Here is a 22630-nt window from a genome sequence, read left to right as displayed (position 1 = left end):
CCCAGCAATGGGGTCGCGCCCGCGGGTTTCAAGCCGCCGGCCGGCCCTTCGGACGACCGGGTCGCCCGCGCCTGCTCAGCCGGCGTCGCCGGCGAACGCCTCGCCAAGCACGTCGGCGGCGGCCTGGACCACCGGGATCACCCGGTCGTAGGCCATGCGGCTGGGCCCGATCACCCCCAGCACGCCCAGCACCTGCCCACCCATGCCGTAGGGCGCCGACACCAGCGACATGCCCTCCAGTGGCGCGAGCCCGGTTTCCTCGCCGATGAAGATGCGAACGCCTGGCGCCTGGATGGTGCGCTCGAGCAGCTGCAGGATCTCGCGCTTGCGGGCGAAGGCCTCGAACAGCTCGCGCAGGCGGTCCAGGTCGGACAGCTCCTGCACCCCCATCAGGCGCGTCTGGCCGGCCAGGACCATGTCGTCATGCCCGGGGGCGAGCACCTGCTCGGCCAGCTCCATGGACCGCGCCAGCCGGCCCTCCATCTCGCTGCGGTCCGAACGCAGCTCCTCGAGCAGCAACAGCCGGATGTCGGCCATCGAGCGCCCGGCGAAGCGGCTGTTCAGGTAGTTGGCAAGGCGTTCGAGCTCGCCCGCCTCGTACGGCCGGCGGGTCTGGATGATGCGGTTCTGCACCTCGTTGTCGGCGAACACCAGGATCGCCATCACCCGCTGGGTGTCGAGCGGCACGAAGTCGATCCGGCGGAACGCGAACTGCTCGCGCTTGGGCAGGCTGACCACGCCGACGAAGTGGGTCATGGCCGAGAGCAGCTCCGAGGTGCTGCCCAGCAGGGCCTGGGTACCGCTGCCGGGTGGCAACTCCCCGCGCAGGCGCGCCAGTTCGCCCTGCGGCAGGGGCTTGACCTGCAGCAGGGAGTCCACGAACAGGCGATAGCCCTGCGCGGTGGGGATGCGGCCGGCGGAGGTGTGGGGCGCGCTGAGCAGGCCGGCGTCCTCGAGGTCGCCGAGGATGTTGCGGATCGTCGCCGCGCTGATGTCCAGGCCCGCGTGGCGCGCCAGGGTCTGCGAGCCGACCGGCTCGCCATCGCGGATGTAGCGACCGATCAGGGTCCGCAGCAACTGCCGCGCACGCGGATCCTCGGCCAAGGCCTCGGCCGTGCCGGGGTGGCGTCCGGTATTGCGTCCCGCCTGCCTGTTGGACATGCGCCCTCCTCGTTCGGCGGCCCGGCCGCGGCGGCTCATCCACTGCGACCGGCGTGCCCTACCCTGTGGATATGACCGACCCGCGCCGTGGACAAGGGCTGCCGATGCCCGTGTCCGCGTATTGGCGCGGCCCGACCCTCATGCTAGCTTCCCCGCGCCATGCTCACACACCTCTCCATCAAGCAGTTTGCCGTCGTGGCGTCCGCCGAACTGGAGTTCGGGCCCGGCATGACGGTGATTTCCGGCGAAACCGGCGCGGGCAAGTCCCTGCTGGTGGACGCGCTCGGGCTGATTTCGGGCATGCGCGCCGACAGCGGCGCGGTCCGCCATGGCGCCGAGCGCGCCGAACTGGTCGCCGACTTCCGCATCGATGGCGTCGCGCCGGCGAGGGAATGGCTGCGCCTGAACGAGCTCGACGAGGACGAGGCCTGCCAGATCCGCCGCGTCATCCGGGCCGATGGCGGCTCGCGGGCGTGGATCAACGGGCGACCTGCCACGGTCGGACAACTGGCCGAGCTCTCCGGCCGACTGGTCGAGATCCATGGCCAGCACGAACACCAGGCGCTGCTGTCGCGCCCCAGCCAGCTGGCCCTGCTCGATGCCTTCGGCCGCACCGACGACGAACGCCAGGCCGTGGCCGCGGCCGCGCGGGCCTGGAGCGCGCTGCTGGACGAGCGCGAGGCCCTGTCGGCCCGTGGCGACGTTTCCGACCGCATCCAGTGGCTGGAGCACCAGCACGCCGAGCTCGAGCGCGAAACCCTGGAGCCGGAGGCGCTCGCCCAGCTCGACGCCGACCACCGGCGGCAGGCCCATGCCAGCGCGCTGATCGATGCCTGCGAGTCGGCCCTGCTGCAACTCTCCGGCGACGAGCAACCCTCCCTTTCGGGCAGCCTGCAGCGCGTGCGTGGCGACCTGCAGCGGGTCAGCGAGCACGAGCCGCGCCTGAACGAGGTCGATGGCATGCTCGATGCCGCCGCGATCCAGCTCGACGAGGCCCTCAGCCTGCTTGATCGCATCCGTAGCGATCTCGACATCGACCCCGATGCGTTCGAAGCCATCGAGCGCCGCCTCGGGCGGCTGCACGAACTGGCCCGCAAGCACCGCGTCGCGCCCGACCAGTTGCTGGCCCAGCGCGAGGCCATCGCCACCGAGCTGGACGCGCTGCAAGGCGCGGGCGAACGCCTGAAGACCCTGGACGGAGAAATCGGGAAGGCCAGCGAGGCGTGGCGCCGGGCTGCCGACGTCCTGGGGAACAAGCGTCGCGAGGCCGCCACCACCCTCGCCGACGACACCACCGCGCTGATCGGCGAACTGGGCATGGGTGGCGGCCGGTTCGAGATCGCCTTCGAGTCGACCCCGGCCGACCGGCCGGATCCACAGGGCGCGGAGCGGGTGGAGTTCCTCGTCGCCGCCAACCCCGGCCAGCCGGCCCGGCCCCTGCGCAAGGTGGCGTCCGGCGGCGAACTGTCGCGTATTTCGCTGGCGATCGAGGTCGCCGCACTGGGCCTGGACGCGGTGCCCAGCATGGTCTTCGACGAGGTCGACTCGGGCATCGGCGGCGCGGTCGCCGACATCGTGGGGCGCAAGCTGCGCGCACTCGGCGAGCGCCGGCAGGTGCTGTGCGTCACCCACTTGCCGCAGGTCGCGGCCCAGGGCCATGCCCATTACCGGGTCAGCAAGGCCTCGGCCGAAGGCCTCACCCAGAGCGCCGTGCTGCGCCTGGACGCCGGCCAGCGCGAAGAAGAGCTCGCACGCATGCTGGGCGGCGTGGAACTGACGCGCGAGGCCCGCGCCGCGGCGCGGCGCCTGCTCACCGACGTGGGTTGAACGCGCGGGGCCGGATGCCCCGTCGATCAGCGCTTCTTGCGCACGTAGAGCACCAGTGAGTGCTCTTCGATCTCGTAGCCGTGCTCGGCGGCGATCTTGTGCTGCAGGGCCTCGATCTCGTCGCTTTCGAACTCGATGATCTTGCCGCTCTCGATGTCGACCATGTGGTCGTGGTGCTGGCCGCGATCGAGTTCGTACACCGACTGCCCGGACTCAAAGTTGTGCTTGAGCACCAGGCCGGCCGCCTCGAACTGGGTCAGGACCCGGTAGACCGTGGCCAGGCCGATGTCCTCGCCCTTGTCGAGCAGGTGCCGGTAGATGTCCTCGGCGGTCATGTGCCGGGGCTTGGCGTGCTCGAGCAACTCCAGGATACGCATCCGGGGGTGGGTCACTTTCAGGCCGGCGTTGCGCAGCTCTTGGGATTCCATCGTGGCTCCTGGTTCATGGTCGTTCGTCGCGCGGAGGGTGCGCGCTTCCCGGGGGAGCCGCACCCGCGTCGCCTGCCCGCATGCCGCGGCGCCGACGGCCGGAACCGCAGATGAATGCCGGGCCGGCACCGCCTCGCGGCGGGGTCATCAGTGTATCATCGGGATGATATCCGCCAGTCGTGAATGCCCGATGCGCAAGCTTTTGCCCGTTCTCCTCGTCGCCCTGGTCACCACCGGCTGTGGCGTCATCTACCGCCAGCCGATCTACCAGGGCAACCTGCTCGAGTCCTCCGCCGTCGAACAGCTGCAGGCCGGCATGAACAAGCAGCAGGTGTTGGCGCTGCTGGGTACGCCGTCGATCATGGATCCCTACCAGACCGATCGCTGGGACTACACCAGCAGCCAGCGCATCGGCCGCCGCGCCAGGACCGAGACCAAGAACTTCACCCTGTGGTTCGAAGGCGACACCCTGGCCCGCTGGGACGGCGACTACTTCGCCGAGCAGGACGAGGAAATCGCCAACAACTCGGTTCGCCAGTTCGGCCGCAACCTGGCCAAGGAAAAGGACAAGAAGCCGGGGCGCTGAGCGCGGCCGGCTCCTAGGATTTCCCGCTCCGCTCGCCGGAACGCGCCGAGGCGCGCCGGCGGCGTGCTTCCTTGGGATCGAGTTCGAGCGCGCGCAGCAATTCCACCCGGTCGCCTGCCTCCAGTGGCGTCGACCCGTCGACGCGGCGACCGTGCAGGGCCAGCCCCGCGATCCCCCCTGCGTCCTGCCAGCCGGCCGCGGCCAGGGCGTCGGCGACGCGACTGCCCTCGGGCAGCTCGACCCAGCGCTGTTCGTGGCGCCGGGGCCAGGCCATCAGCAGTTCGATGCGCATCCGCTGCGCCTCACGCCGCGTCGCCGCGATCGGCGACGCGCACGAAATCATCGACCATGCGATCGGCCAGGCTCTGGAATCCCAGGGCGAACGCCGGGCCCAGCAGCTTCATCGAGGGCTCGAACTCCAGGGTCAGGCTGACCTTGCAGGCCGACTCGTCGAGTGCGTGGAACTCCCAGCGCCCTGCCAGCTTCCGGAACGGACCGTCGACCAGTCTGAGGTCGATGTGGTGCGGCGGCGAGAGCGTGTTCTCGGTGGTGAACCATGTCCGCAGGGCGCCGAGCCCCAGATCCAGCCGCGCGACCATGCGCGACTCGTCCTCGGCGATGACCTGGGCGGCCTCGCACCAGGCGAAGCGGCGGGGATAGGCGGCGACGTCATTGACCAGCGCGAACATGCGGCGCGCGGAATGCTCGACCAGGGCGGAGCGGCGGACGGTAGGCATGAATGGATGTTCGCGATGCCCCTGCACTAACGCACTGGATTCAGGGACAATGTCGCGATGGCAAATAAACCTGGCAACAAGAGCGGCAAGGATAAAGGAAAGGGCGGTGCCAGCGGCACCATCGCCCTGAACAAGCGCGCCCGCCACGAATACCACCTGGAGCAGCGCTTCGAGGCCGGGCTGTCCCTGCAGGGCTGGGAGCTCAAGTCGATCCGCGCCGGCCGCGCCAACATCGGCGAGAGCTACGCGGTCGTGCGCGCAGGCGAGATGTTCCTGTTCGGTGCGCAGATCACCCCGCTCATCTCGGCCTCGACCCACGTCATCACCGACGAGCGCCGCACGCGCAAGCTGCTCCTGCACCGCAACGAGATCGACACCCTGATCGGCAAGCTCGAGCGCGACGGCTATACCCTGGTCCCCACGGCGCTCTACTGGAAGGGCAACAAGGTCAAGGCCGAGCTTGCGCTGGCCAAGGGCAAGCAACAGCACGACAAGCGCGCCGCCAGCAAGGACCGCGACTGGGCCCGCGACAAGCAGCGCGTGATGCGCCAGCACAACCGCGACGCCTGACCCCGGGTCGCGCCCCCGGGGCTCAGGACGCCGGAGTTGAAGTGCCCTCGCCCGGCGGCAGGGCGAAATGGAACGACGCGCCCTCGCCCACCCGGCCTTCGGCGCGGATGCTGCCGCCATGGCGCTCGATGATGCGCTTGACCGACGCCAGCCCGATGCCATGGCCGGCGAACTCGTCCTGGCCGTGCAGGCGCTGGAAGGGCCTGAACAGCTTCTCGACGTGCTTCTGCGGGAAACCCGCGCCGTTGTCCTTGACGTGGAACTCGACGCGGCCGGTGGGCAGCCGGGTTGCGCGGAACTCGATGCGGGCCCCGGGCTTGCCGCGGGTGAACTTCCAGGCATTGCCGAGCAGGTTGGACAGCATGTTGCGCAGCAGGGCCGGATCGCCCCAGGCCGTCAAACCGGGCTCGACCACCCGCTCGGGCCGGTGTTCGGGATCGCCTGCAGCAAATTCTTCCAGCACCTCCTCGGCGAGGCGACTCATGTCGACCTCGCGCGGGCTGAGGGGCGTGCGGGTCACGCGCGACATCTTCAGCAGCGCGTCGATGAGCTCATCCATCCGGCCCGCGGCGGCGCGGACCCGGTCCAGGTACCCCTTGCCGGTGTCGTCCAGCGCGTCGCGGTACTTTTCGACCAGGATGCGGCTGAACCCGTCGATGGCCCGCAGGGGCGCGCGCAGGTCGTGCGAGATGCTGTAGGCGAACGACTCCAGCTCCTGGTTGGCCTGGCTCAGCTCGCGGGTGCGCGCGGCCACCCGCGCTTCCAGCGTGCGGTTGAGCGCATGCACCCGTGCCTCGGCCAGGATGCGCTCGGTGACATCCTCGGCCTGCACCAGGCCCCTGACGTCCTGCCCCACCCCACCGGGCACGCGGGCGTAGGTGAGCTGCGCGTGCCGGGCCATGTCGCCCGCGCGGTGCAGGCGGCGCGTGGCCCTCAGGACGGGCGCGGCCTCGTCGCCGGCGTCCTTGTTCAACCATTCGATCACGTCCAGGCCGTGATCCTCGAACAGCGACTCGAACTGGACACCCACCAGCGCGGCCGGGCGCAGGCCGACGATCTCTCCCATCGCCGGATTGACCTCGACGATGCAGCCGTCGCTGTCGAGCAGCGCCTTGCCGATCGCCGAATGCAGCATCGTGGTGCGGAAGCGCTCCTCGCTGCGCCGGTATTCCTCGGTCATCCGATAGGCCATCCTCATGGCCCGGTGCTCGGTACGCGCCATCGTGAAGACGATGGTGGCGAGCATCAGCGAGGCGACGATGCCGAACAGCAGCCAGCCGCGCATGACACCTGCGGGGATGGCGCTGCGGCTGACCGGTGTCTCGAACCGGAACAGCCAGCGCCGCCCGAACTGCTGCAGTTCGATCTCGTGCCGGTAGACCGCCGCGGCCTCGCGCGGCGAGGACATGTACAGCACCTGCGGGACGCGATCGGTCACGTCGGTGATGGTGAAGCGCAGGTCGCTGCGCCGGTCGTCCAGCGTCGAGGTCACGAAGGTGCCCACGCGGAACGGCATGTAGACCCAGCCGAGCATCGCTTCTTCGCGCGCGGCGACCGTGAGCGGTTGCGCGCCGTTGCGATAGACCGGCACGTACAGCAGCGCCGAGGTGGCGGGCACGCCACCGTCCTGCACCAGTTGCACGGTGCCCGACAGCCGCGGCTGGCCGGTGACCATGGCCGCCTCCATCGCCGCGTGCCTGACCGGTTCGGCGTACATGTCGAAGCCCAGCGCGGCGACGTTCTCCGGCGTCTTGGGTTCCAGCATCAGGATCGGCCCGTAGTGGCGCCTGTCGCCGTGCGGCACGATTTCGAGCAGGGTGTTCTGGCTTTCCTTCCATTCAAGCTGGAGGTCCGCCAGCCGCGCCTGCGGCACGTACGCCGCGTAGCCCAGCCCGACCATTGCGGGGAACTGCCGGCGCAGGTTCATGCCCTCGGCGTAGGATCGCCACTGCAGCGGGCTGGGGCGCTGGATGCTGGCGAACAGGGCCGCGCCGCCCTTGAGCAGGATCTCGTGGTTGCCCATGCGCTCGCGCAGCAGCGAGGTGATCTCCTCGGCCTGGGTGACGAACTCCGCCTGCGCCGAGGCCGTCTCGCGCTCGCTGGCGTATCGCCAGCCGATGAAGGTCAGCAGCAGCGAAAACACCAGCACGCCGACCGCGAGCACGAGGCCGCGTCGGTGGGGCACGGGGCCCAGGGTGGGGGTTCGTGTAGGGGCCGCGTCGCTCACCGCGCCAGCATACCGCCTGGCCCCGGTTTCGGGCAGGTGAACGCCCGCCGCGCCGGCCATTGTGTTCCCCCCGCCCGCCCCTATACTGGTCGGGCTGGTAGTTGAACGATTTCCCGGGGGTGCACTGGCTTCGACGGGGGTCGCGAAATCGCCTGGCGCATGTCGAGGGGGTAGCTTTCCTCGTAAATCCAGCTGCAAAACTCATAGTTGCCAACGACGACAACTACGCACTGGCCGCTTAAGGCCTAAGCCCCGAAACCGCTTGTGTCCGTGCTCGCGATGTAGGGTCATTATCACGGAATCGCCGGGAGTGGCTGCCTGTCAGCACTCGGTTAACCCAAAGCAGGCTGGTCTGTCGATGCGCTTTGTGCGCCGTGCTGTCGATGGATGAGATCTAACGGAGCACTAAACATGTAGTGCCGGGGATGGAGTGCCTTCGGACGGCGGTTCGATTCCGCCCACCTCCACCAACACAAGAACGCCCCAGTCGATCGGCTGGGGCGTTTTTCATTGGGCGGGGCGAGGATCGTCCGAGACGGGTCGCTCAGGCCATGGCGTCGGCGCGACGCTGCTCCAGGTACCAGGTGGCGGCGCCGAGCAGGCCGAGCTGGCCATGTTCGACCAGGTAGACCGGGACGCGGGCGAGGACTTCGCTCATCACGCCCTTGTCGACGAAGCGGCTGGCGAAGTCGCCGGCCAGCAGGAAGTCGGCGATCTGGGCCGGGATGCCGCCGGCCAGGTAGACGGACTTGGCGCCGAAGGTCAGGGCCAGGTCGCCGGCGACGCTGGCGAGGATGCTGCAGAACATCGACAGCGCCTCGGCCGCGAGCGGGTCGTCGCCGGTCTGCGCGGCGTGGGTGATCCGCGCGGGCGTGTCCAGGCGCGGCTCGATGCCCTCGATCTCGCACAAGGCCTCGTAGGCGTTCACCAGGCCCGGGCCGGAGAGCACGCGCTCGTTGCCGACGTGGCTCCAGCGCTTCATCAACACCGACAGCACCTGCAGCTCACGCGGGTCGCGCACCGACAGCGCGGCGTGGCCGGCCTCGGTCGCCACGACGACCGGCGGGTCACCGGGCACGCGCAGGGCGGCGCCGAAGCCGGTGCCCGGGCCGATCATCATCGCCGGCCCCGGCTGCACGGCGATCTCCGGACCGCAGATGCGCCGCGCCTGGCGCAGGTTGATGCTGGGCACCGCCCAGGCCATGGCTTCGAAATCGTTGATCAGGCGGAGCCCGGCAAGCTCCGCGTCGGCGGCCGTGCCGCTGACCGACACCGACCACGGCAGGTTCGCGTGCACCAGGGTGTCGCCCACGAGCAGGCCGGCAATCGCGATCGCGGCTTCCGGACGCGTCTCCAGGCCCTGTTCGGCGATGAAGTCCGAGAGGATCGCGGCGAGACTCGGATAGTCGGCGCAGCTATAGCGCCGATACCCGTGCAGCTCGACCTGTGGGGCGCCCCTGGAAGCGTCGACCAGGGCCAGCCGCGCATGCGTGCCGCCGACGTCGGCGGCGATCAGCGGGCACGACAGGGAGGCCGGCTTGCTGCGGGTGGACGCGGCCATCGGGATGTCGCCCCCGCTCATGCCCCGCGCCCCGCCCGTCGACGCTGCGATGTTCCCGGCGCCTCGACTGCCGGGGGATCCACTGCATGGGGGCGCGAAGCGCCCGGTCGGGAAACAGGGGGGCAAGGGGTCGTGCCGTATTGCATCAAGGACTGCCTGCGGGTTTCGGGTCTCCGGGCGTCCATCATAGCCTCCTTGCCCGCATTTCCCCGCCCCCGCATTTCCCCGCCCCCGCCTTGACCCGGCCGCCACCTGGCCTGCGGCATGCTCGGCCGATGGACTGGACGCATGAACTGTTGGTGGTGGCCCACGCGGGCCTGGCGATGCTGCTGGGCGGCGCCGTGGGTTACGAACGCGAACTCAAGGACCGCCCCGCCGGTTTCCGCACCCACATGCTGGTGGCCGGGGCCGCGGCCCTGCTCATTGGCCTGGGCAAGCTGGCGCTCACGCTGCCCGGCATCCTGCCTGGCACCGGCGTGCTGCAGATCGACCCGCTTCGCCTGATCGAGGCGGTCGTCGCCGGCGTGGCGTTCATCGGCGCCGGCACGATCTTCGCGCGCCGGCGCGATGGCGCCGTCGCCGGGATCACGACGGCTGCCTCGCTGCTGATGGTGGCGGTGATCGGGGTGGCCGCCGGGCTGGCGTTGTACCTCGTGGCGGTCGCGGCGACGGTACTGACCCTGCTGGTGCTTACGCTGCTGCGCGTCGTCGAGCGCTAGCGCATCGACAGCGGGCGTCGGGCACGTGCCCGACCCGCCCGTAAGACCTCCGGATGCGTTCCTCCGTCGCAGGAGGCATCCGGCCCCAGGTCGACCCAGGCGCCGAAGGGGCCCAACAGCGCGGACATCCCGCGACGCACGGGCTCCGCCGCCACAACAACGGGCCGCGTTGCCGCGACCCGTTGTCGTCACCGTAGCCTGCCACAGGCGGGCCGGGGTGATGCTTCCTGGCGTCGTCCGCTCAGGAGCGGATCGGCACCAGGGTGATCTCCACGCGCCGGTTCTGCGCACGGCCGGCGTCGGTGTCGTTGCTGGCGATCGGACGGGACTCGCCCGCGCCGACCAGGATGAAGCGGTCGCGCACCAGCCCCTTGCCCATCAGGTAGCTGCCGACGCTCGATGCACGGCGCTCCGACAGTTGCTGGTTGTAGGCATCGGCACCGACGCTGTCGGTGTGGCCGGCGACCTCCACGATCGTCTGGTCGTACTCGCGCAGGGTGTTGGCGACCTGGTCGAGCACCGGATAGAACGCCGGTTTGAGGTCGGACTTGTCGAAATCGAAGGTGATGTTGCTCGGCATGTTCAGGGTGATGTTGTCGCCCTGGCGGACCACGTCGACACCGGTGCCCTGCATGCTGTCGCGCAGGGCCCGCTCCTGGCGGTCCTGGTAGTTGCCGATGGCACCGCCGGCGAGACCGCCGACGCCGAGGCCCACGAGGGCGCGCTGGCGACGCTCGGTGGCGTCGTCGCCGCTGAGCAGGCCCGCTGCGACACCGGCGAGCGCGCCGATCAGGGCGCCCTTCTGGGTGCGGCTCATGCCACTGGATTCGCTATAGCCCTGCTGTCCCTGCTGAGGCTGGCCGTACGGATCGTTGTAGCCGCTGGTGGTCGCACAACCGGCGAGCATGGCAGTGGAGATGGCCGCGGTGATCGCGAGACGGATCGGGGTTTTCATGCTTTCAACCTCATGGATGGCCAGATGGACGCCGCCAAAATAATCACATCGGCGTCTGTGGTGAGTGACGGGGCCGCGCCCCGTTCAGGTTGGGGACGGGAAAGCCCGCTCAGCCACGGATCGCCGCGTAGGCGTCCAGCGCGGCCTGTCGCCCCTCGGCGATGCCGACCATCGGTTGCGCCGGGTAGTCGCCGGCGGGCCGGCCGCTTCGCCCCTTCGCTTCCCACGGCGCGAAGCGCGCGGGCAACGGTACCCTGGAAAGCTCGGGCACCCAGCGGGCGATGTAGCGGCCGTCCGGATCGAAGCGCTTGGCCTGTGTCACCGGATTGAACACGCGGAAGTAAGGCGCCGCGTCCGCGCCGGTCCCGGCCACCCACTGCCAGCCCAGGGTGTTGTTGGCCAGGTCGGCATCGACCAGCGTGTCCCAGAACCACTCCGCGCCATGGCGCCAGTGCCAGCGCAGGTGCTTGGTGAGGTAGCTACCGACGATCATCCGCACGCGATTGTGCATCCAGCCGGTGTGCCACAGCTCGCGCAGGCCGGCATCCACGATCGGCACGCCGGTGCGCCCGGCGCGGACGCGATCGAGCTCGCGCGAGGACGGGTCGGCCCATTCGAAGCCGGCGAACTTCGGATTGAAGTCCTCGTCGACGCTCTTCGGGAAGTGGTGCAGCAAGTGATGGGCGAACTCGCGCCAGCCCAGCTCGCGGACGTAGGCGTCGATGTCGCCGTCGAGCGCGGCGTTGCGCTCGGCCTCCAGCGCCGCGACGATGCGCCACGGCGCGATCTCGCCGAAATGCAGGTGCGGCGACAGGCGCGACGTGCCCACCTGGTCGGGCCGGTCGCGACCGTCGCCGTAACCGCGAAGGGCGCCGTCGACGAAGACCTGAAGGGCCTCGCGCGCACCCGCCTCGCCGGGCGTCCAGGCGTCCCAGAAGCCCGCATCCCAGTCCAGCGCGGGCGCCAGGCCCAGCGACGCCACCGGCACGCCCCTGGGACCGCTGCCGGTGCCCTTGAGCGCGTCGGGTGCCGTCCAGGCCGACGGGGGCCGCCATTGCGCGAAGGCGGTGCGCCAGTACGGCGTGAACACCCGGTAGGGGCCGCCTTCGCGGGTCTCCACCGTCCAGGGTTCGGCCATCAACGCGCCATTGAAGCTCTCCGCGCGCAGGCCGTCGCGCTTGAGCGCCTGCTTGATGCCGGTGTCGCGCTTCTCGATCGCCGGCTCGTAACGCCGGTTCCAGAACACGGCCTGCGCGCCCGTCGCGGCGATGATCGCCTGCAGGGTGGCCAGGCTCGGGCCCTTGAAGCAACGCAGCGGCGCGCCTCGCGTTTGCAGCGAGGCGGCAAGCGCCTGCAGGGAGCGCGCGCGCCAGGCATCGGAGGCTGCGCCGGGACGCCAGCGCCCCCCCTCGCCCGGCGCGTGGATGTACACCGGCAGGATCGCGTAGCCCCCCTCGACCGCCGCCTCCAGCGCGGGGTTGTCGTCCAGGCGCAGGTCGTTGCGGAACCAGAGGATCGCGATCGGCGCGTCGTCGCCGCTGGCGCGGGCGGCGCTCATGCCGCGACCGGGGCCAGCGAGGCCCCGCCCAGGTAATCGCGCGGGATGCGTTCGTTGAGCCCGACGAGGATCTCGTAGGGCACCGTGCCGGCCTGCAGCGCCACGGCCTCGACGGGGATCGCCTCCCCTTCCTGCGTGCCGACCAGCACCACCTCGTCTTCGTTCCAGGCCGAACCGTCGCCGATGTCGACCATGAACTGGTCCATGCAGATGCGGCCCACGATCGGGTGGCGGCGGCCGCGCACCAGGACCTCCCCCCGCGAGGAAAGCGCGCGCGGATAGCCGTCGCCATAGCCGATCGGCACCGTCACCACGCGCGTGTCGCGCGTCGCCGTCCAGGTGCCGCCATAGCTGACCGCATGCCCGGCCTTGACGACCTTGAAGTAGACCACCTGCGAGACCAGGGACATCGCCGGCTGGACCGCCACCGTTGGCCGTGACGCCGGGTCGGGCAGGACGCCGTACAACAGGATGCCGGGGCGCACCATGTCCAGCCAGGTGTCCGGGAAGTGCAGCACGCCGCCGGAGTTGGCCAGGTGGCGCAGCGGCATCGGCGCGCCGATGCGGGTGAAGTGTTCGCAGGCCTCGGCGAAGCGCGCGACCTGGGCCGCGGTCGCCGGCGAAGCCGGGTCGTCGGCGCAGGCCAGGTGCGAGTAGACGCCCTTGACCTCGCACCAGGGCGAGGCCACGGCGGCTTCGATGAAGGGACCGGCGGAATAGCTGTGGACGCCGATGCGCTCCATCCCGGTGTCGATCTTCAGGTGCACGACCGCCCGCCGCCCCATGGCCTCGGCGGCGGCCTCGACCTGTCGCAGCTTGTCGAGCGAGGACACGGTGATCTCGAGGTCGTGGCTGATGAAACGACCGATCTGGTGGCCGAAGATGCCGCCGAGCACGAGGATCGGGGCGCGGATGCCCGCGCGGCGCAGGGCGATGCCCTCCTCCACGAAGGCCACCCCCAGCTGGTCCACCCCGGCGGCCTGCAGGTGGCGGGCGACCGGCACCAGGCCATGGCCATAGGCATTGGCCTTGACGATGCCCATGACGGGGACGCCGACATGGGCGCGGATCGCCCGGAGGTTGCCGGCGATGCGCTCGAGGTCGACCCGGATCCGGGTCGGACGCTCGTCGATGGGACGGGCGGCCTCGCGGTCGTCCGGTTCGGGGCTGGCGTGGGGCTGGGTCGACATGGCGCCCATGCTAATGCAGGGCCGTGGGGACCGCGTTACTCGAAGCTGCCGGCCGAGTCGTGCGCGAGGTTGTCGAAGCGGGTGTACTCGCCGAAGAACTTCAGCTTCACCGAACCGGTCGGGCCGCTTCGCTGCTTGCCGATGATCACCTCGGCCAGGCCCTTGTCGGGCGAGTTTTCCTTGTTGTAGTAGTCGTCGCGGTAGATGAAGACGATCATGTCGGCGTCCTGCTCGATGGCGCCCGACTCGCGCAGGTCGGCCATGACGGGGCGCTTGTCGGTGCGGGTTTCCAGCGAGCGGTTGAGCTGCGACAGCGCGATGACCGGCACTTCCAGCTCCTTGGCCAGGCCCTTGAGCGAGCGCGAGATCTCCGAGATCTCGGTGGCGCGGTTCTCGTTGTTGCCCGGCACCGACATCAGCTGCAGGTAGTCGATGACGATCAGGCCCAGGCCGTGCTCGCGCTTGAGGCGTCGCGCCTTGGCGGCGAGCTTGGTCGGCGACAGGCCGGGTTCGTCGTCGATGAAGATCTTGACCTCGCGCAGCTGGCGGATCGCGCTGGTGACGCGGCTCCAGTCCTCGTCCTCGAGCTGGCCGGTGCGCAGGCGCTGCGCATTGACCCGCCCGACCGAGGAGATCAGGCGCATCGCCAGCTGGCTGGCCGACATTTCCATCGAGAACACCGCCACCGGCAGCTTGCTGCGGAACGCGGCGTACTCGGCCATGTTCAGCGCCAGCGTGGTCTTGCCCATGGCCGGGCGCGCGGCCAGGATGATCAGGTCGGTCTTCTGCAGGCCGGCGGTCAGCTCGTCGAACTCGTTGTAGCCGGTCGGCAGCCCGGTGATGGCGCCGCCGTTGGCGTAGCGCGTCTGCAGTTCGTCGAAGGCGGTGGTGAGGGCCTGGTGGACGCTGGTGAAGTCGTTCTTGCCGTTGTTGCTGGCCTGTGCGATCGCCAGCACCTGGCGCTCGGCTTCGTCGAGGATCTCGCTGCTGTCGCGACCGTCGGGCTGGTAGCCGTCGTTGACGATGTCGGTGCCGACGTCGATCAGCTGGCGCAGGATGGCCTTGTCGCGGACGATCTCGGCATAGGCGCGGATATTGGCCGCCGACGGGGTCGTGCTGGCCAGTTCGATCAGGTAGGCGCCGCCGGCGACCTGCTCGCCCAGGCCCATCGATTCGAACCACTCGCCCAGGGTCACCGCATCGTAGGGCCTTGCCTTTTGCGCGAGCTCGTTGATCGCGCGGAAGATCAGCTGGTGGTCGCGGCGGTAGAAGTCGGACTCGCTGAGCTGGTCGACGATGCGATCGTAGGCCTCGGGGGCCAGCATCAGGCCGCCCAGCACCGCCTGTTCGGCCTCGATGGACTGCGGCGGCAGGCGCAGCTGGTCCAGGCGCTGTTCGGCCCGCGTATCGAAACGTTTGTCGCCGCGCGGTTCGTTACGGAAGCCGGGTCGTGCATTCATGGACGCTGGGAGCTCCTGGACGGGATGCCGCCCCGGCAGCGCCGGGGCAAGGACGGAACGCGGGTTGGGCATCCTAGCCCCGGGGGCACGCACAAGGTTGCAGACAGGTCTGTGGCCAAGCTGTGGATAAGCCGGTATCAACCGGTGGACAGCCTGCGCGGGCGGGCCCTCGACATGCTTTAGCGCATTGCCGTCTCACCAGTGGAGACGGGCCGGATCGCGGGGGCGCGAAACGACGGCGGGCGCCCTGGGGCGCCCGCCGGGTGGAGCCGTTGGCGCCGGGATCAGGCGGCTTCGGCTTCCACGACCACCTTGACGGTGACGTCGATGTCGGCGTGCAGGTGCACCACGACGTCGTACTCGCCGACGTGGCGGATGGCGCCCTCGCCCATGATGACCTCGGACTTCTCGACCGGCAGGCCGTTCTTGGTCAGCGCGTCGGCGATGTCGCGCGTGGTCACCGAACCGTACAGCTTGCCTTCGGTCGCGGCGTTGGCGTAGATCGTGACGCTGGCGCCTTCCAGCTTGGCCTGGCGGGACACGGCCTCGTCATGGATGGCCTGGGCCTTGGCTTCGTACTCGGCGCGGCGCGCCTCGAACTCTTCCAGGTTGCTGGCGGTGGCCGGCACGGCCTTGCCCTGCGGGACCAGGAAGTTGCGGCCGTAACCCGGCTTGACGTCGACCTTGTCGCCGAGCTTGCCGAGGTTCTGCACGTTCTGCAGGAGGATCAGTTGCATGGTATTGCTCCGTATTCGTTAGCGGGGCACGCGGCCCCGCAGCGGCTGCTGTCCGAATGGTGGGACGCGCGGCGGTGCCATCGGGCACCCGCCGCGGTCGGCATCAGGCGTTGTGGTTGTCGGTGTACGGGATCAGGGCCAGGAAACGGGCGCGCTTGACGGCCGTGGCCAGCTGGCGCTGGTACTTCGACTTGGTACCGGTCACGCGGCTCGGCACGATCTTGCCGGTCTCGGTGAGGTACTGGCGCAGGGTGTTGAGATCCTTGTAGTCGATCTCCTTGACACCCTCGGCGGTGAACTTGCAGAACTTGCGGCGGCGGAAGAACTTGGACATGTGGGCGATCCTCAGGCGGCTTCGGCGTTGTCGTCGGAATCGGCGTCGTTGGAATCGCCGTCGTTGTTGCTGTCGTTGCTGTCGGCGTTGTCGTCGTCACGGCGACGACGCTCCGAACGCTCCGGCTTGTCGCTCTTCTCGTCCTTGAACTTCATGATCAGGGACTGCTCGGTGTCGGCCTCGTCGCGCTTCATGACCAGGTGGCGCAGCACCGCGTCGTTGAAGCGGAAACCGTCGACCAGCTCGTTCAGCGCGGCCTGGTCGCACTCGATGTTGAGCAGGACGTAGTGGGCCTTGACCAGGTTCTGGATCGGATAGGCCAGCTGGCGGCGGCCCCAGTCCTCCAGGCGGTGGATCTTGCCCTCGCCGGCTTCGATCAGGCCCTTGTAGCGCTCGATCATGGCCGGGACCTGCTCGCTCTGGTCGGGATGGACCAGGAACACGACTTCGTAGTGACGCATCGGTTTTTCCTCTCGGATGATGGCCAGCGCGGCGCTGGCCGGATCAGCCCCCCGGCGCCCGGGATGGGCGCGGTGGAGCAAGGTCCCCCGCCTCTTCGGCGAGGGAGCCGGCAATTATCGCAGCATCAATGACTTGAGGGCAACTCCGGGCGCCCGGCGGCGCCGGCTACCGCCCCTGCCCCGTTCAGCTGGCCGCCCCCTGCGGCCGTCGTGCGTCGATCCAGGCATCGATGTGGCGCTCCAGCGTGTCCAGCGGCACCGAACCGGTCTCCAGCACGGCGTCGTTGAAATCGCGCAGGTCGAAGCGCTCGCCCAAGGCATCCCGGGCCCGCTCGCGCAGCGCCGAGATCCTCATCTGCCCGATCTTGTAGGCCAGCGCCTGGCCCGGCCAGGCGATGTAGCGGTCGATCTCGTTGGTGACGTCCTGCAGGGTCTTGGGCGAGTTGGCCATGAAGTAGTCGATCGCCTGCTGGCGGCTCCAGCCCTTGCTGTGCATGCCGGTGTCGACCACCAGGCGTACCGCGCGCCACATGTCGTAGGCGAGCTGGCCCATGCGGTCGTAGGGGTCCTCGTACAGGCCCATGTCGTAGCCCAGGCGCTCGGCGTACAGGCCCCAGCCCTCGCCGTAGGCCACGAAATAGGCCACGCGACGGAACATCGGCACGTCGGGCATCTCCATGCCCAGGGCGAACTGGAAGTGGTGCCCCGGCACGGCCTCGTGCAGGCTCAGGGCCATCATTTCCCACTTCGGCCGGACCTCGGGGCGGTAGAGGTTGACGTAGTAGTAGCCCGCGCGGCTGCCATCGACCGCACCGGGCTGGTAATAGGCCGTGGTGGTGTCCGGGGCGATGTTGTCGGGGATCGGGCGCACGCCATAGGGCAGTCGCGGCAAGGTCCGGAACACCTTCACCAGTTCCGGGTCGATGCGCTTGGACACGTCCCGGTAGCCGGCCAGCAGGGCCTCGGGACTGTCGTGGAAGAACTCCGGCGCCGTCCGCAGGTGGGTGAAGAACTCGGCCAGGCTGCCTTCGAACCCCACCTCCGCGCGCACCTGCTCCATCTCGGCACGGATGCGTGCGACCTCGCGCAGGCCGATGCGGTGGATCTCGTCGGCCGACAGCCCGGTGGTGGTGTAGTACCCGGCGACGAAGTCGTAGTAGGCGCGCCCGTCGGGCAGGTCGGCGGCGGCGATGCCACTGCGGGTGCCCGGCAGGTACTCGTCGTTGAAGAAGGCCGCGAAACGCCGGTAGGCCGGCACCACCGCGTCGGCGATCACGTCCCGCGCGCGGGCCTGGAGGTCCGCGCGCGTCGCGGCCGGAAGGGTATCGGGCATCCGCTCGAAGGGGCCGTAGAACGGGCTCATGGCGGGGTCGTCGACGAGCTGCGCGTCGATCTGCGCAGGCACCCGCTCCATCAGCACGCGCGGCGGCGTGTTGCCCGCGGCCAGGCCTTCGCGCATCAGCACCGTGGTCTGCGCGACCAGGGTGGGGATGCCCGCCAGCCGCGCGAGCCAGTCCTCGTAGTCCCTGGCGGTCTTGAACGGCAACACCTGGGCGATGCCTTCGGCGTTCTGGATGCCGCCGCGCTGGCTCACCGGGCGCTGCCACTCGCGGAACGCCTGGCGCTCGACCGCCCGCTCCTGCTGCCAGAGGAAGACGTCGTAGTTCAGGCGCTCGGCCTCGTCCAGCGCCCCCCGATCGAACTGCCTGAGCCGGGCCAGCACCTCGCGATCGTGGGCCTCGCGCGCGGCGATGGCCTCCAGGCTCTCGTCGGTCCAGCGGTCGTTGTAGCGCGCGTCGCCGTTGTAGCTCGCCGATTCGGGCGAGTCGCGCAGGCCGCGCTCCCATTCGGCGGCATAGAGCGCGTGTAGCGCTTCCACGGCCGGATCGCGCACGGTCGCGGCTTGCCCGCTCGGGGCAGCATGCGCGGGCGACGGCAGGCCGGCCAGGCCGGCGGCGATCGCCAGGCCAAGGATCAGGGATCGTGACACGTGCGTTCTCCGGGGATTCGAACCATCCCGGAGTCTAGCGGCATGGCGCCTCGCGGGCGCGTGGCCCCGGTCAGCGGCCGAGTTCGGGCAAGGCCTCGGTGGTGAAGCTCTCGCCACAGCCGCAGGCGTCGGCCACGTTCGGGTTGTGGAACACGAACTGTTCGCCCAGGCGCTGGTTGACCACGTCGATGCGGGTGCCGTCGACCAGCGGCAGGCTGGTGGCGTCGACGTAGATGCGCACGCCTTCGTGCTCGAAAACGGTGTCGCCGGGCTTTTCCTCGCGGGCCAGGTCGGCGACGTGCTGCCAGCCCGAGCACCCGGTCCGGGTCACGCCGAAGCGCAGGCCCATCGCCGACGCGTCGGCGTCGAGGAAGCGCTGGACTCGGGCAAGGGCGGCGGGGGCGAGCGTGACGGCCATGGGGCACTCCATCGGGATGGGTCGATTATAGGGCCTGCGCGCCGCCGGGACGGGCACGCGGGTCGTACGTTGTGTTGCAGTCATGCGGCGGCCGGCGCGGCACCCTCGCCTGTGCACCCGCACACCCGTTAGACTTGACGGCTCCCATATCGGCCCGGAACGGCAAGGATTCAAGGCATGGCGGTGCTCAGCCCATGACGATCATCAGCGTTGAACACGCGCTCGCAGGCAAGCTGCCGGTCGGCGGCGAGGTCACGGTGCGCGGCTGGGTCCGCACCCGGCGCGATTCCAAGGCCGGCCTGAGCTTCGTCAATGTCAGCGACGGTTCCTGCTTCGCGCCGATCCAGGTCGTCGCGCCTGCATCGCTCGACAACTACGAGTCCGAGGTCAAGCACCTCACCGCGGGCTGTTCGGTCATCGCCACCGGCGAGCTGGTCCAGTCGCAGGGCAAGGGCCAGGGCTTCGAGATCCAGGCCCGCGCCATCGAGGTGGTGGGCTGGGTCGACGACCCGGAGACCTACCCCATCCAGCCCAAGCCGCATTCGCTGGAGTTCCTGCGCGAAGTCGCGCACCTGCGCCCGCGCACCAACCTGTTCGGCGCGGTCACCCGCATCCGCCATTGCCTGGCGCAGGCGGTGCACCGCTTCTTCCACGAGAACGGCTACTACTGGATCAGCACGCCCATCGTGACCACTTCCGACGCCGAGGGCGCCGGGCAGATGTTCCGGGTGTCGACGCTGGACCTGGCCAACCTGCCGCGCGACAAGGCGGGCAACGTCGACTTCAGCCGCGACTTCTTCGGCAAGGAGGCCTTCCTGACCGTGTCCGGCCAGCTCAACGTCGAGGGCTACTGCCTGGCCCTGAGCAAGGTCTACACCTTCGGGCCGACCTTCCGCGCCGAGAACAGCCACACGACCCGGCACCTGGCCGAGTTCTGGATGGTCGAGCCGGAGATCGCCTTCGCCGACCTGATGGAGAACGCCCGCGTCGCCGAGCAGTTCCTGAAGTACCTGTTCCGCGCGGTCCTGGACGAGCGCGGCGACGACATGGGCTTCATCGCCGAACGCGTGCAGAAGGACGCGGTGACCCGCCTGGAGGCCTTCGTCAACGCGCCCTTCGAGCGCATCGACTACACCGATGCGGTGGGCCTGCTGCAGAAGTCGGGCCACAAGTTCGAGTTCCCGGTGGAATGGGGCCTGGACCTGCAGACCGAGCACGAGCGCTGGCTGACCGAGCAGCACGTGGGCCGCCCCGTGGTGGTGACCAACTACCCCGAGCACATCAAGGCCTTCTACATGCGCCTGAACGACGACGGCAAGACCGTCGCCGCCATGGACGTGCTGGCGCCGGGCATCGGCGAGATCATCGGCGGCGCCCAGCGCGAGGAGCGCCTGGACGTGCTCGACGCGCGGATGGCGCAGTTCGGTCTCGATGGCGAGCACTACGGCTGGTATCGCGACTTCCGCCGTTACGGCAGCGTGCCGCACGCGGGTTTCGGCCTCGGCTTCGAGCGCCTGGTGGTGTATGTCTGCGGCCTGGCCAACATCCGCGACGCCATCCCCTACCCGCGCGCGCCCGGCCAGGCCGAGTTCTGAGCATGCGCCGCCCCAACCCGCCACGCCCGACACGATGATCCTGTTCCTCGCCCTGCTGTTCGTCGCCATCGCCATCGCCGGTTTCACGGCGCTGCTGATCTTCTGGCCGCTTGCACTGGTGCACATCCGCGACCGCCATCCACGGATCCAGGAGACGCTCGGGCCGGGGGCCTTCTTCAAGCCGGCCGCGCTGGGCTGGTTGCTGCGCCGGGGCTACGCATCGGCCGGTGACCGCAACCTCGACGGGCTGGCGACGCCCGCGCGCTGGTCCTTGATCACCATCCTCGGCGGCCTGGCCATGGCCGGGGTGCTGTGGCTGCTCTCGGAGCTGGTCGCATGAGCGACACGCACGCCCCCTCCCCCGTGCAGGGCCAATGGTGGCTGGCGACGCTCGGGCGGACCGTGGTCTGGGCGCGCCTGCGCGTGCGCGAGGCCGGCACCGCCGAAGTCTTCGACAGCGACGGCAATACCCTGGCCTACGACAGCGAGGACAGTGCCCGCGCCGCCCTGCTCGATGCCGAGTTCGTCGAGCGCGAAGGCCTGGACGAGGAAGACGCCGAGGCCCGCGGCTTCCTGCTCGAGGAACTGGAGCCGCCGCAGGCCGAGGACGACGAACGCCTGCGTGCGCACATGGTCAGCCAGCTGCCCTCCCGCCACTGACCCGCACGTGTACACACCGCCCGCCTTCGCGATCGACGACCTGGACGCGCTCGACCGGCTGGTCGGTGCGGATGCCTTCGTCACCCTGGTGACGGTCGCCGACGGCGCGCCCTGCGCCAGCCACCTGCCGGTGCTGTACCGGCGCGACGGCCGCCGCGTCCGCCTGTCCGGGCACTGGGCGCGTCCGAACCCCCAGGCCCGGCACGAGGGCCGCGCGTTGGCGATCGTGCATGGCCCGCATGCCTATGTGTCGCCGGGCGTGTATCCCGACAAGGAGACGGCGGCGCGGGTGCCGACCTGGAACTACGCCGTCGCCCACCTGGGCGGCCGCCTGCGGACCTTCGAGGACGAGGCCGGCCTGGGCGCGCTTGTCGCGGCGCTCAGCCACGCCCAGGAGACCCGGATCGGCCGCGACTGGACGTTCGAACCCGATCGAGAGGACCATCGCCGCCAGTTGCGCGGCATCGTCGGGTTCCACCTGGACGTGGACACGATCGAGGTCAAGTTCAAGCTCGGCCAGAACCACCCGGTCGCCAACATCGCCGCGGTCGCCGCCGACCTGGACGCGCGCCCCGAACCGCGGGAACGCGCGGTCGCCGCACTGATGCGCGAACACGCGCTGCCCGCAGTCACCGCCCCCATGCAAGGAGACTGACCATGGAACCCGTTCTGGCCGGCAAACACGCCCTGGTCTGCGGCGCCAGCCAGGGCATCGGCCTGGCCAGCGCCGAGGCCCTGGCCGCGATGGGCGCCGAGGTGACCCTGCTGGCCCGGCGCGCGGACGTCCTGCAGGCGCTCGCCAGGGAGCTCCCGGTGGTGGTCGCCGGGCAGTCGCATGCCTGGATCGCGGTCGACGCCGCCGATACCGCGGCGCTGCGCGACAAGGTCGCATCGCTCGTGTCCGCGCGCCCGGTGCACATCCTGGTCAACAACAGCGGCGGCCCCCCGCCCGGACCCGTGCACGGTGCCGACGTCGCGGCCTTCGAGGCGGCCTACCGGCAGCACCTCATCGCCAACCATGTGCTGGCCGAAGCAGTGATCCCCGGAATGGAGCGCGATGGCTACGGTCGCATCGTCAACGTCATCTCGACCTCGGTGAAGGAACCGCTGGCCGGACTGGGCGTGTCCAACGCGACGCGCTGGGCGGTCGCGAGCTGGGCCAAGACCCTGGCCACCGAGCTCGCCCCGAGGGGCATCACCGTCAACAATGTGCTGCCCGGGTCCACGCAGACGCCGCGCATCGAGCAGATCATCGATACGACCGTTGCCAGGACCGGCCGCAGCCGGGCCGAGGTCTATGCCGACATGGTCGCCGCGATCCCCATGCGCCGCTTCGCGCGGCCCGAGGAAACGGCGGCGGCGGTCGCCTTCCTGTGTTCGCCGGCCGCGGCCTACATCACCGGCGTCAACCTGCCGGTCGACGGCGGCCGTACCCGATCGCTCTGACCGGTGGAGA

Annotated in this window: 24 protein-coding genes and 1 other RNA gene; 10 read left to right on the top strand and 15 right to left on the bottom strand. The window is 69.9% G+C overall.

Annotated elements, in window-relative coordinates; translation table 11 throughout:
* Positions 1-75 precede the first annotated feature (75 nt).
* A complete protein-coding gene (hrcA, locus tag FKV25_RS11365) occupies positions 76-1161 on the bottom strand; it encodes a heat-inducible transcriptional repressor HrcA (protein WP_141518919.1) in 1086 nt (361 codons plus the stop codon).
* Between the two features lie 159 nt (positions 1162-1320).
* Between hrcA and recN the strand changes: the two genes are divergently transcribed.
* Positions 1321-2988 carry a DNA repair protein RecN gene (gene recN / locus FKV25_RS11360; RefSeq protein WP_141518918.1) on the top strand — a complete coding sequence of 556 codons (1668 nt, stop codon included), beginning with the start codon at positions 1321-1323 and terminating at the stop codon, positions 2986-2988.
* Positions 2989-3014: 26 nt separating this feature from the next.
* On the opposite strand, the gene fur is transcribed toward recN, so the two are convergent.
* The gene (gene fur, locus FKV25_RS11355) at positions 3015-3416 is read right to left on the bottom strand and encodes a ferric iron uptake transcriptional regulator (protein ID WP_141518917.1); all 402 of its coding nucleotides are present in this window, start codon (positions 3414-3416) and stop codon (positions 3015-3017) included.
* 190 nt (positions 3417-3606) lie between these two features.
* Between fur and FKV25_RS11350 the strand changes: the two genes are divergently transcribed.
* The gene (locus FKV25_RS11350; protein WP_141518916.1) at positions 3607-4002 is read left to right on the top strand and encodes an outer membrane protein assembly factor BamE; all 396 of its coding nucleotides are present in this window, start codon (positions 3607-3609) and stop codon (positions 4000-4002) included.
* Between the two features lie 13 nt (positions 4003-4015).
* Here FKV25_RS11350 and FKV25_RS11345 read toward each other — a convergent pair whose 3' ends face one another.
* Both FKV25_RS11345 and FKV25_RS11340 read right to left on the bottom strand, forming a co-directional pair.
* Complete coding sequence (locus FKV25_RS11345) at positions 4016-4294, bottom strand: RnfH family protein (RefSeq protein WP_141518915.1); 279 nt, start codon at positions 4292-4294, stop codon at positions 4016-4018.
* Positions 4295-4304: 10 nt separating this feature from the next.
* Complete coding sequence (locus FKV25_RS11340) at positions 4305-4739, bottom strand: type II toxin-antitoxin system RatA family toxin (protein ID WP_141518914.1); 435 nt, start codon at positions 4737-4739, stop codon at positions 4305-4307.
* A gap of 57 nt (positions 4740-4796) precedes the next feature.
* On the opposite strand from FKV25_RS11340, the gene smpB reads away from it, so the two are divergent.
* Positions 4797-5309, top strand: coding sequence for an SsrA-binding protein SmpB (gene smpB / locus FKV25_RS11335; RefSeq protein WP_141518913.1), 513 nt, complete (start codon positions 4797-4799; stop codon positions 5307-5309).
* Positions 5310-5331: 22 nt separating this feature from the next.
* Here smpB and FKV25_RS11330 read toward each other — a convergent pair whose 3' ends face one another.
* Positions 5332-7494: a CHASE domain-containing protein gene (locus FKV25_RS11330; RefSeq protein ID WP_170218621.1), complete on the bottom strand. Its 2163-nt coding sequence runs from the start codon at positions 7492-7494 to the stop codon at positions 5332-5334.
* 157 nt (positions 7495-7651) lie between these two features.
* On the opposite strand from FKV25_RS11330, the gene ssrA reads away from it, so the two are divergent.
* Positions 7652-8006, top strand: a transfer-messenger RNA (tmRNA) gene (gene ssrA, locus FKV25_RS11325).
* Positions 8007-8080: 74 nt separating this feature from the next.
* Here ssrA and FKV25_RS11320 read toward each other — a convergent pair.
* Positions 8081-9118, bottom strand: coding sequence for a glucokinase (locus FKV25_RS11320; protein WP_246072062.1), 1038 nt, complete (start codon positions 9116-9118; stop codon positions 8081-8083).
* Positions 9119-9372: 254 nt separating this feature from the next.
* Between FKV25_RS11320 and FKV25_RS11315 the strand changes: the two genes are divergently transcribed.
* Complete coding sequence (locus tag FKV25_RS11315; protein ID WP_141518911.1) at positions 9373-9816, top strand: MgtC/SapB family protein; 444 nt, start codon at positions 9373-9375, stop codon at positions 9814-9816.
* Positions 9817-10057: 241 nt separating this feature from the next.
* Here FKV25_RS11315 and FKV25_RS11310 read toward each other — a convergent pair whose 3' ends face one another.
* The 9 genes from FKV25_RS11310 to FKV25_RS11270 all read right to left on the bottom strand — a co-directional run bounded on the left by FKV25_RS11310 (position 10058) and on the right by FKV25_RS11270 (position 18919).
* Positions 10058-10771: a YiaD family glycine zipper/OmpA-like lipoprotein gene (locus FKV25_RS11310; protein ID WP_141518910.1), complete on the bottom strand. Its 714-nt coding sequence runs from the start codon at positions 10769-10771 to the stop codon at positions 10058-10060.
* A 109-nt stretch (positions 10772-10880) separates the two neighbouring features.
* The gene (locus tag FKV25_RS11305; RefSeq protein WP_141518909.1) at positions 10881-12329 is read right to left on the bottom strand and encodes a cryptochrome/photolyase family protein; all 1449 of its coding nucleotides are present in this window, start codon (positions 12327-12329) and stop codon (positions 10881-10883) included.
* Positions 12326-13519, bottom strand: a complete 1194-nt coding sequence (gene alr / locus FKV25_RS11300) for an alanine racemase (RefSeq protein WP_170218620.1) — start codon at positions 13517-13519, stop codon at positions 12326-12328. Before alr ends, FKV25_RS11305 begins: the two co-directional genes overlap by 4 nt.
* Before the next feature lie 35 nt (positions 13520-13554).
* Positions 13555-14979 carry a replicative DNA helicase gene (locus tag FKV25_RS11295; RefSeq protein ID WP_141518907.1) on the bottom strand — a complete coding sequence of 475 codons (1425 nt, stop codon included), beginning with the start codon at positions 14977-14979 and terminating at the stop codon, positions 13555-13557.
* A 284-nt stretch (positions 14980-15263) separates the two neighbouring features.
* Positions 15264-15716 (bottom strand): 50S ribosomal protein L9, encoded by a 453-nt coding sequence (rplI, locus tag FKV25_RS11290; protein WP_141518906.1) that lies wholly within the window; start codon positions 15714-15716, stop codon positions 15264-15266.
* 103 nt (positions 15717-15819) lie between these two features.
* Positions 15820-16050, bottom strand: a complete 231-nt coding sequence (gene rpsR / locus FKV25_RS11285) for a 30S ribosomal protein S18 (protein ID WP_031372470.1) — start codon at positions 16048-16050, stop codon at positions 15820-15822.
* Between the two features lie 11 nt (positions 16051-16061).
* Positions 16062-16511 (bottom strand): 30S ribosomal protein S6, encoded by a 450-nt coding sequence (rpsF, locus tag FKV25_RS11280; RefSeq protein WP_141518905.1) that lies wholly within the window; start codon positions 16509-16511, stop codon positions 16062-16064.
* Positions 16512-16695: 184 nt separating this feature from the next.
* Entirely contained in the window at positions 16696-18501 is a 1806-nt protein-coding gene (locus tag FKV25_RS11275; RefSeq protein ID WP_211345422.1) for a DUF885 domain-containing protein, read from the bottom strand.
* A 70-nt stretch (positions 18502-18571) separates the two neighbouring features.
* On the bottom strand, positions 18572-18919 hold the full coding sequence (locus FKV25_RS11270; protein ID WP_141518904.1) for a HesB/IscA family protein: 348 nt from the start codon (positions 18917-18919) through the stop codon (positions 18572-18574).
* 194 nt (positions 18920-19113) lie between these two features.
* Between FKV25_RS11270 and asnS the strand changes: the two genes are divergently transcribed.
* The 5 genes from asnS to FKV25_RS11245 are packed head-to-tail and all read left to right on the top strand — an operon-like array spanning position 19114 to position 22620.
* Positions 19114-20514: an asparagine--tRNA ligase gene (gene asnS / locus FKV25_RS11265; RefSeq protein WP_141518903.1), complete on the top strand. Its 1401-nt coding sequence runs from the start codon at positions 19114-19116 to the stop codon at positions 20512-20514.
* Positions 20515-20548: 34 nt separating this feature from the next.
* Positions 20549-20854 carry a hypothetical protein gene (locus FKV25_RS11260; protein WP_141518902.1) on the top strand — a complete coding sequence of 102 codons (306 nt, stop codon included), beginning with the start codon at positions 20549-20551 and terminating at the stop codon, positions 20852-20854.
* Positions 20851-21174, top strand: a complete 324-nt coding sequence (locus FKV25_RS11255) for a hypothetical protein (protein WP_141518901.1) — start codon at positions 20851-20853, stop codon at positions 21172-21174. The genes FKV25_RS11260 and FKV25_RS11255 overlap by 4 nt, the downstream gene beginning before the upstream one ends.
* Before the next feature lie 7 nt (positions 21175-21181).
* Positions 21182-21829, top strand: a complete 648-nt coding sequence (locus FKV25_RS11250; RefSeq protein ID WP_141518900.1) for an FMN-binding negative transcriptional regulator — start codon at positions 21182-21184, stop codon at positions 21827-21829.
* A 2-nt stretch (positions 21830-21831) separates the two neighbouring features.
* On the top strand, positions 21832-22620 hold the full coding sequence (locus tag FKV25_RS11245; RefSeq protein ID WP_141518899.1) for an SDR family oxidoreductase: 789 nt from the start codon (positions 21832-21834) through the stop codon (positions 22618-22620).
* Positions 22621-22630: the final 10 nt, after the last annotated feature.

The organism is Marilutibacter aestuarii, from assembly GCF_006546775.1.
Lineage (GTDB): Bacteria > Pseudomonadota > Gammaproteobacteria > Xanthomonadales > Xanthomonadaceae > Marilutibacter > Marilutibacter aestuarii.
This window is presented reverse-complemented; position numbering and strand designations above follow the sequence as displayed.

Excerpts from the sequence above, each read along its gene's own strand:
- hrcA (WP_141518919.1), bottom strand. The coding sequence starts at position 1,161 with ATGTCCAACAGGCAGGCGGGACGCAATACCGGACGCCACCCCGGCACG.
- recN (WP_141518918.1), top strand. The coding sequence starts at position 1,321 with ATGCTCACACACCTCTCCATCAAGCAGTTTGCCGTCGTGGCGTCCGCC.
- fur (WP_141518917.1), bottom strand. The coding sequence starts at position 3,416 with ATGGAATCCCAAGAGCTGCGCAACGCCGGCCTGAAAGTGACCCACCCC.
- FKV25_RS11350 (WP_141518916.1), top strand. The coding sequence starts at position 3,607 with ATGCGCAAGCTTTTGCCCGTTCTCCTCGTCGCCCTGGTCACCACCGGC.
- FKV25_RS11345 (WP_141518915.1), bottom strand. The coding sequence starts at position 4,294 with ATGCGCATCGAACTGCTGATGGCCTGGCCCCGGCGCCACGAACAGCGC.
- FKV25_RS11340 (WP_141518914.1), bottom strand. The coding sequence starts at position 4,739 with ATGCCTACCGTCCGCCGCTCCGCCCTGGTCGAGCATTCCGCGCGCCGC.
- smpB (WP_141518913.1), top strand. The coding sequence starts at position 4,797 with ATGGCAAATAAACCTGGCAACAAGAGCGGCAAGGATAAAGGAAAGGGC.
- FKV25_RS11320 (WP_246072062.1), bottom strand. The coding sequence starts at position 9,118 with ATGAGCGGGGGCGACATCCCGATGGCCGCGTCCACCCGCAGCAAGCCG.
- FKV25_RS11315 (WP_141518911.1), top strand. The coding sequence starts at position 9,373 with ATGGACTGGACGCATGAACTGTTGGTGGTGGCCCACGCGGGCCTGGCG.
- FKV25_RS11310 (WP_141518910.1), bottom strand. The coding sequence starts at position 10,771 with ATGAAAACCCCGATCCGTCTCGCGATCACCGCGGCCATCTCCACTGCC.
- FKV25_RS11305 (WP_141518909.1), bottom strand. The coding sequence starts at position 12,329 with ATGAGCGCCGCCCGCGCCAGCGGCGACGACGCGCCGATCGCGATCCTC.
- alr (WP_170218620.1), bottom strand. The coding sequence starts at position 13,519 with ATGTCGACCCAGCCCCACGCCAGCCCCGAACCGGACGACCGCGAGGCC.
- FKV25_RS11295 (WP_141518907.1), bottom strand. The coding sequence starts at position 14,979 with ATGAATGCACGACCCGGCTTCCGTAACGAACCGCGCGGCGACAAACGT.
- rplI (WP_141518906.1), bottom strand. The coding sequence starts at position 15,716 with ATGCAACTGATCCTCCTGCAGAACGTGCAGAACCTCGGCAAGCTCGGC.
- rpsR (WP_031372470.1), bottom strand. The coding sequence starts at position 16,050 with ATGTCCAAGTTCTTCCGCCGCCGCAAGTTCTGCAAGTTCACCGCCGAG.
- rpsF (WP_141518905.1), bottom strand. The coding sequence starts at position 16,511 with ATGCGTCACTACGAAGTCGTGTTCCTGGTCCATCCCGACCAGAGCGAG.
- FKV25_RS11270 (WP_141518904.1), bottom strand. The coding sequence starts at position 18,919 with ATGGCCGTCACGCTCGCCCCCGCCGCCCTTGCCCGAGTCCAGCGCTTC.
- asnS (WP_141518903.1), top strand. The coding sequence starts at position 19,114 with ATGACGATCATCAGCGTTGAACACGCGCTCGCAGGCAAGCTGCCGGTC.
- FKV25_RS11260 (WP_141518902.1), top strand. The coding sequence starts at position 20,549 with ATGATCCTGTTCCTCGCCCTGCTGTTCGTCGCCATCGCCATCGCCGGT.
- FKV25_RS11255 (WP_141518901.1), top strand. The coding sequence starts at position 20,851 with ATGAGCGACACGCACGCCCCCTCCCCCGTGCAGGGCCAATGGTGGCTG.
- FKV25_RS11245 (WP_141518899.1), top strand. The coding sequence starts at position 21,832 with ATGGAACCCGTTCTGGCCGGCAAACACGCCCTGGTCTGCGGCGCCAGC.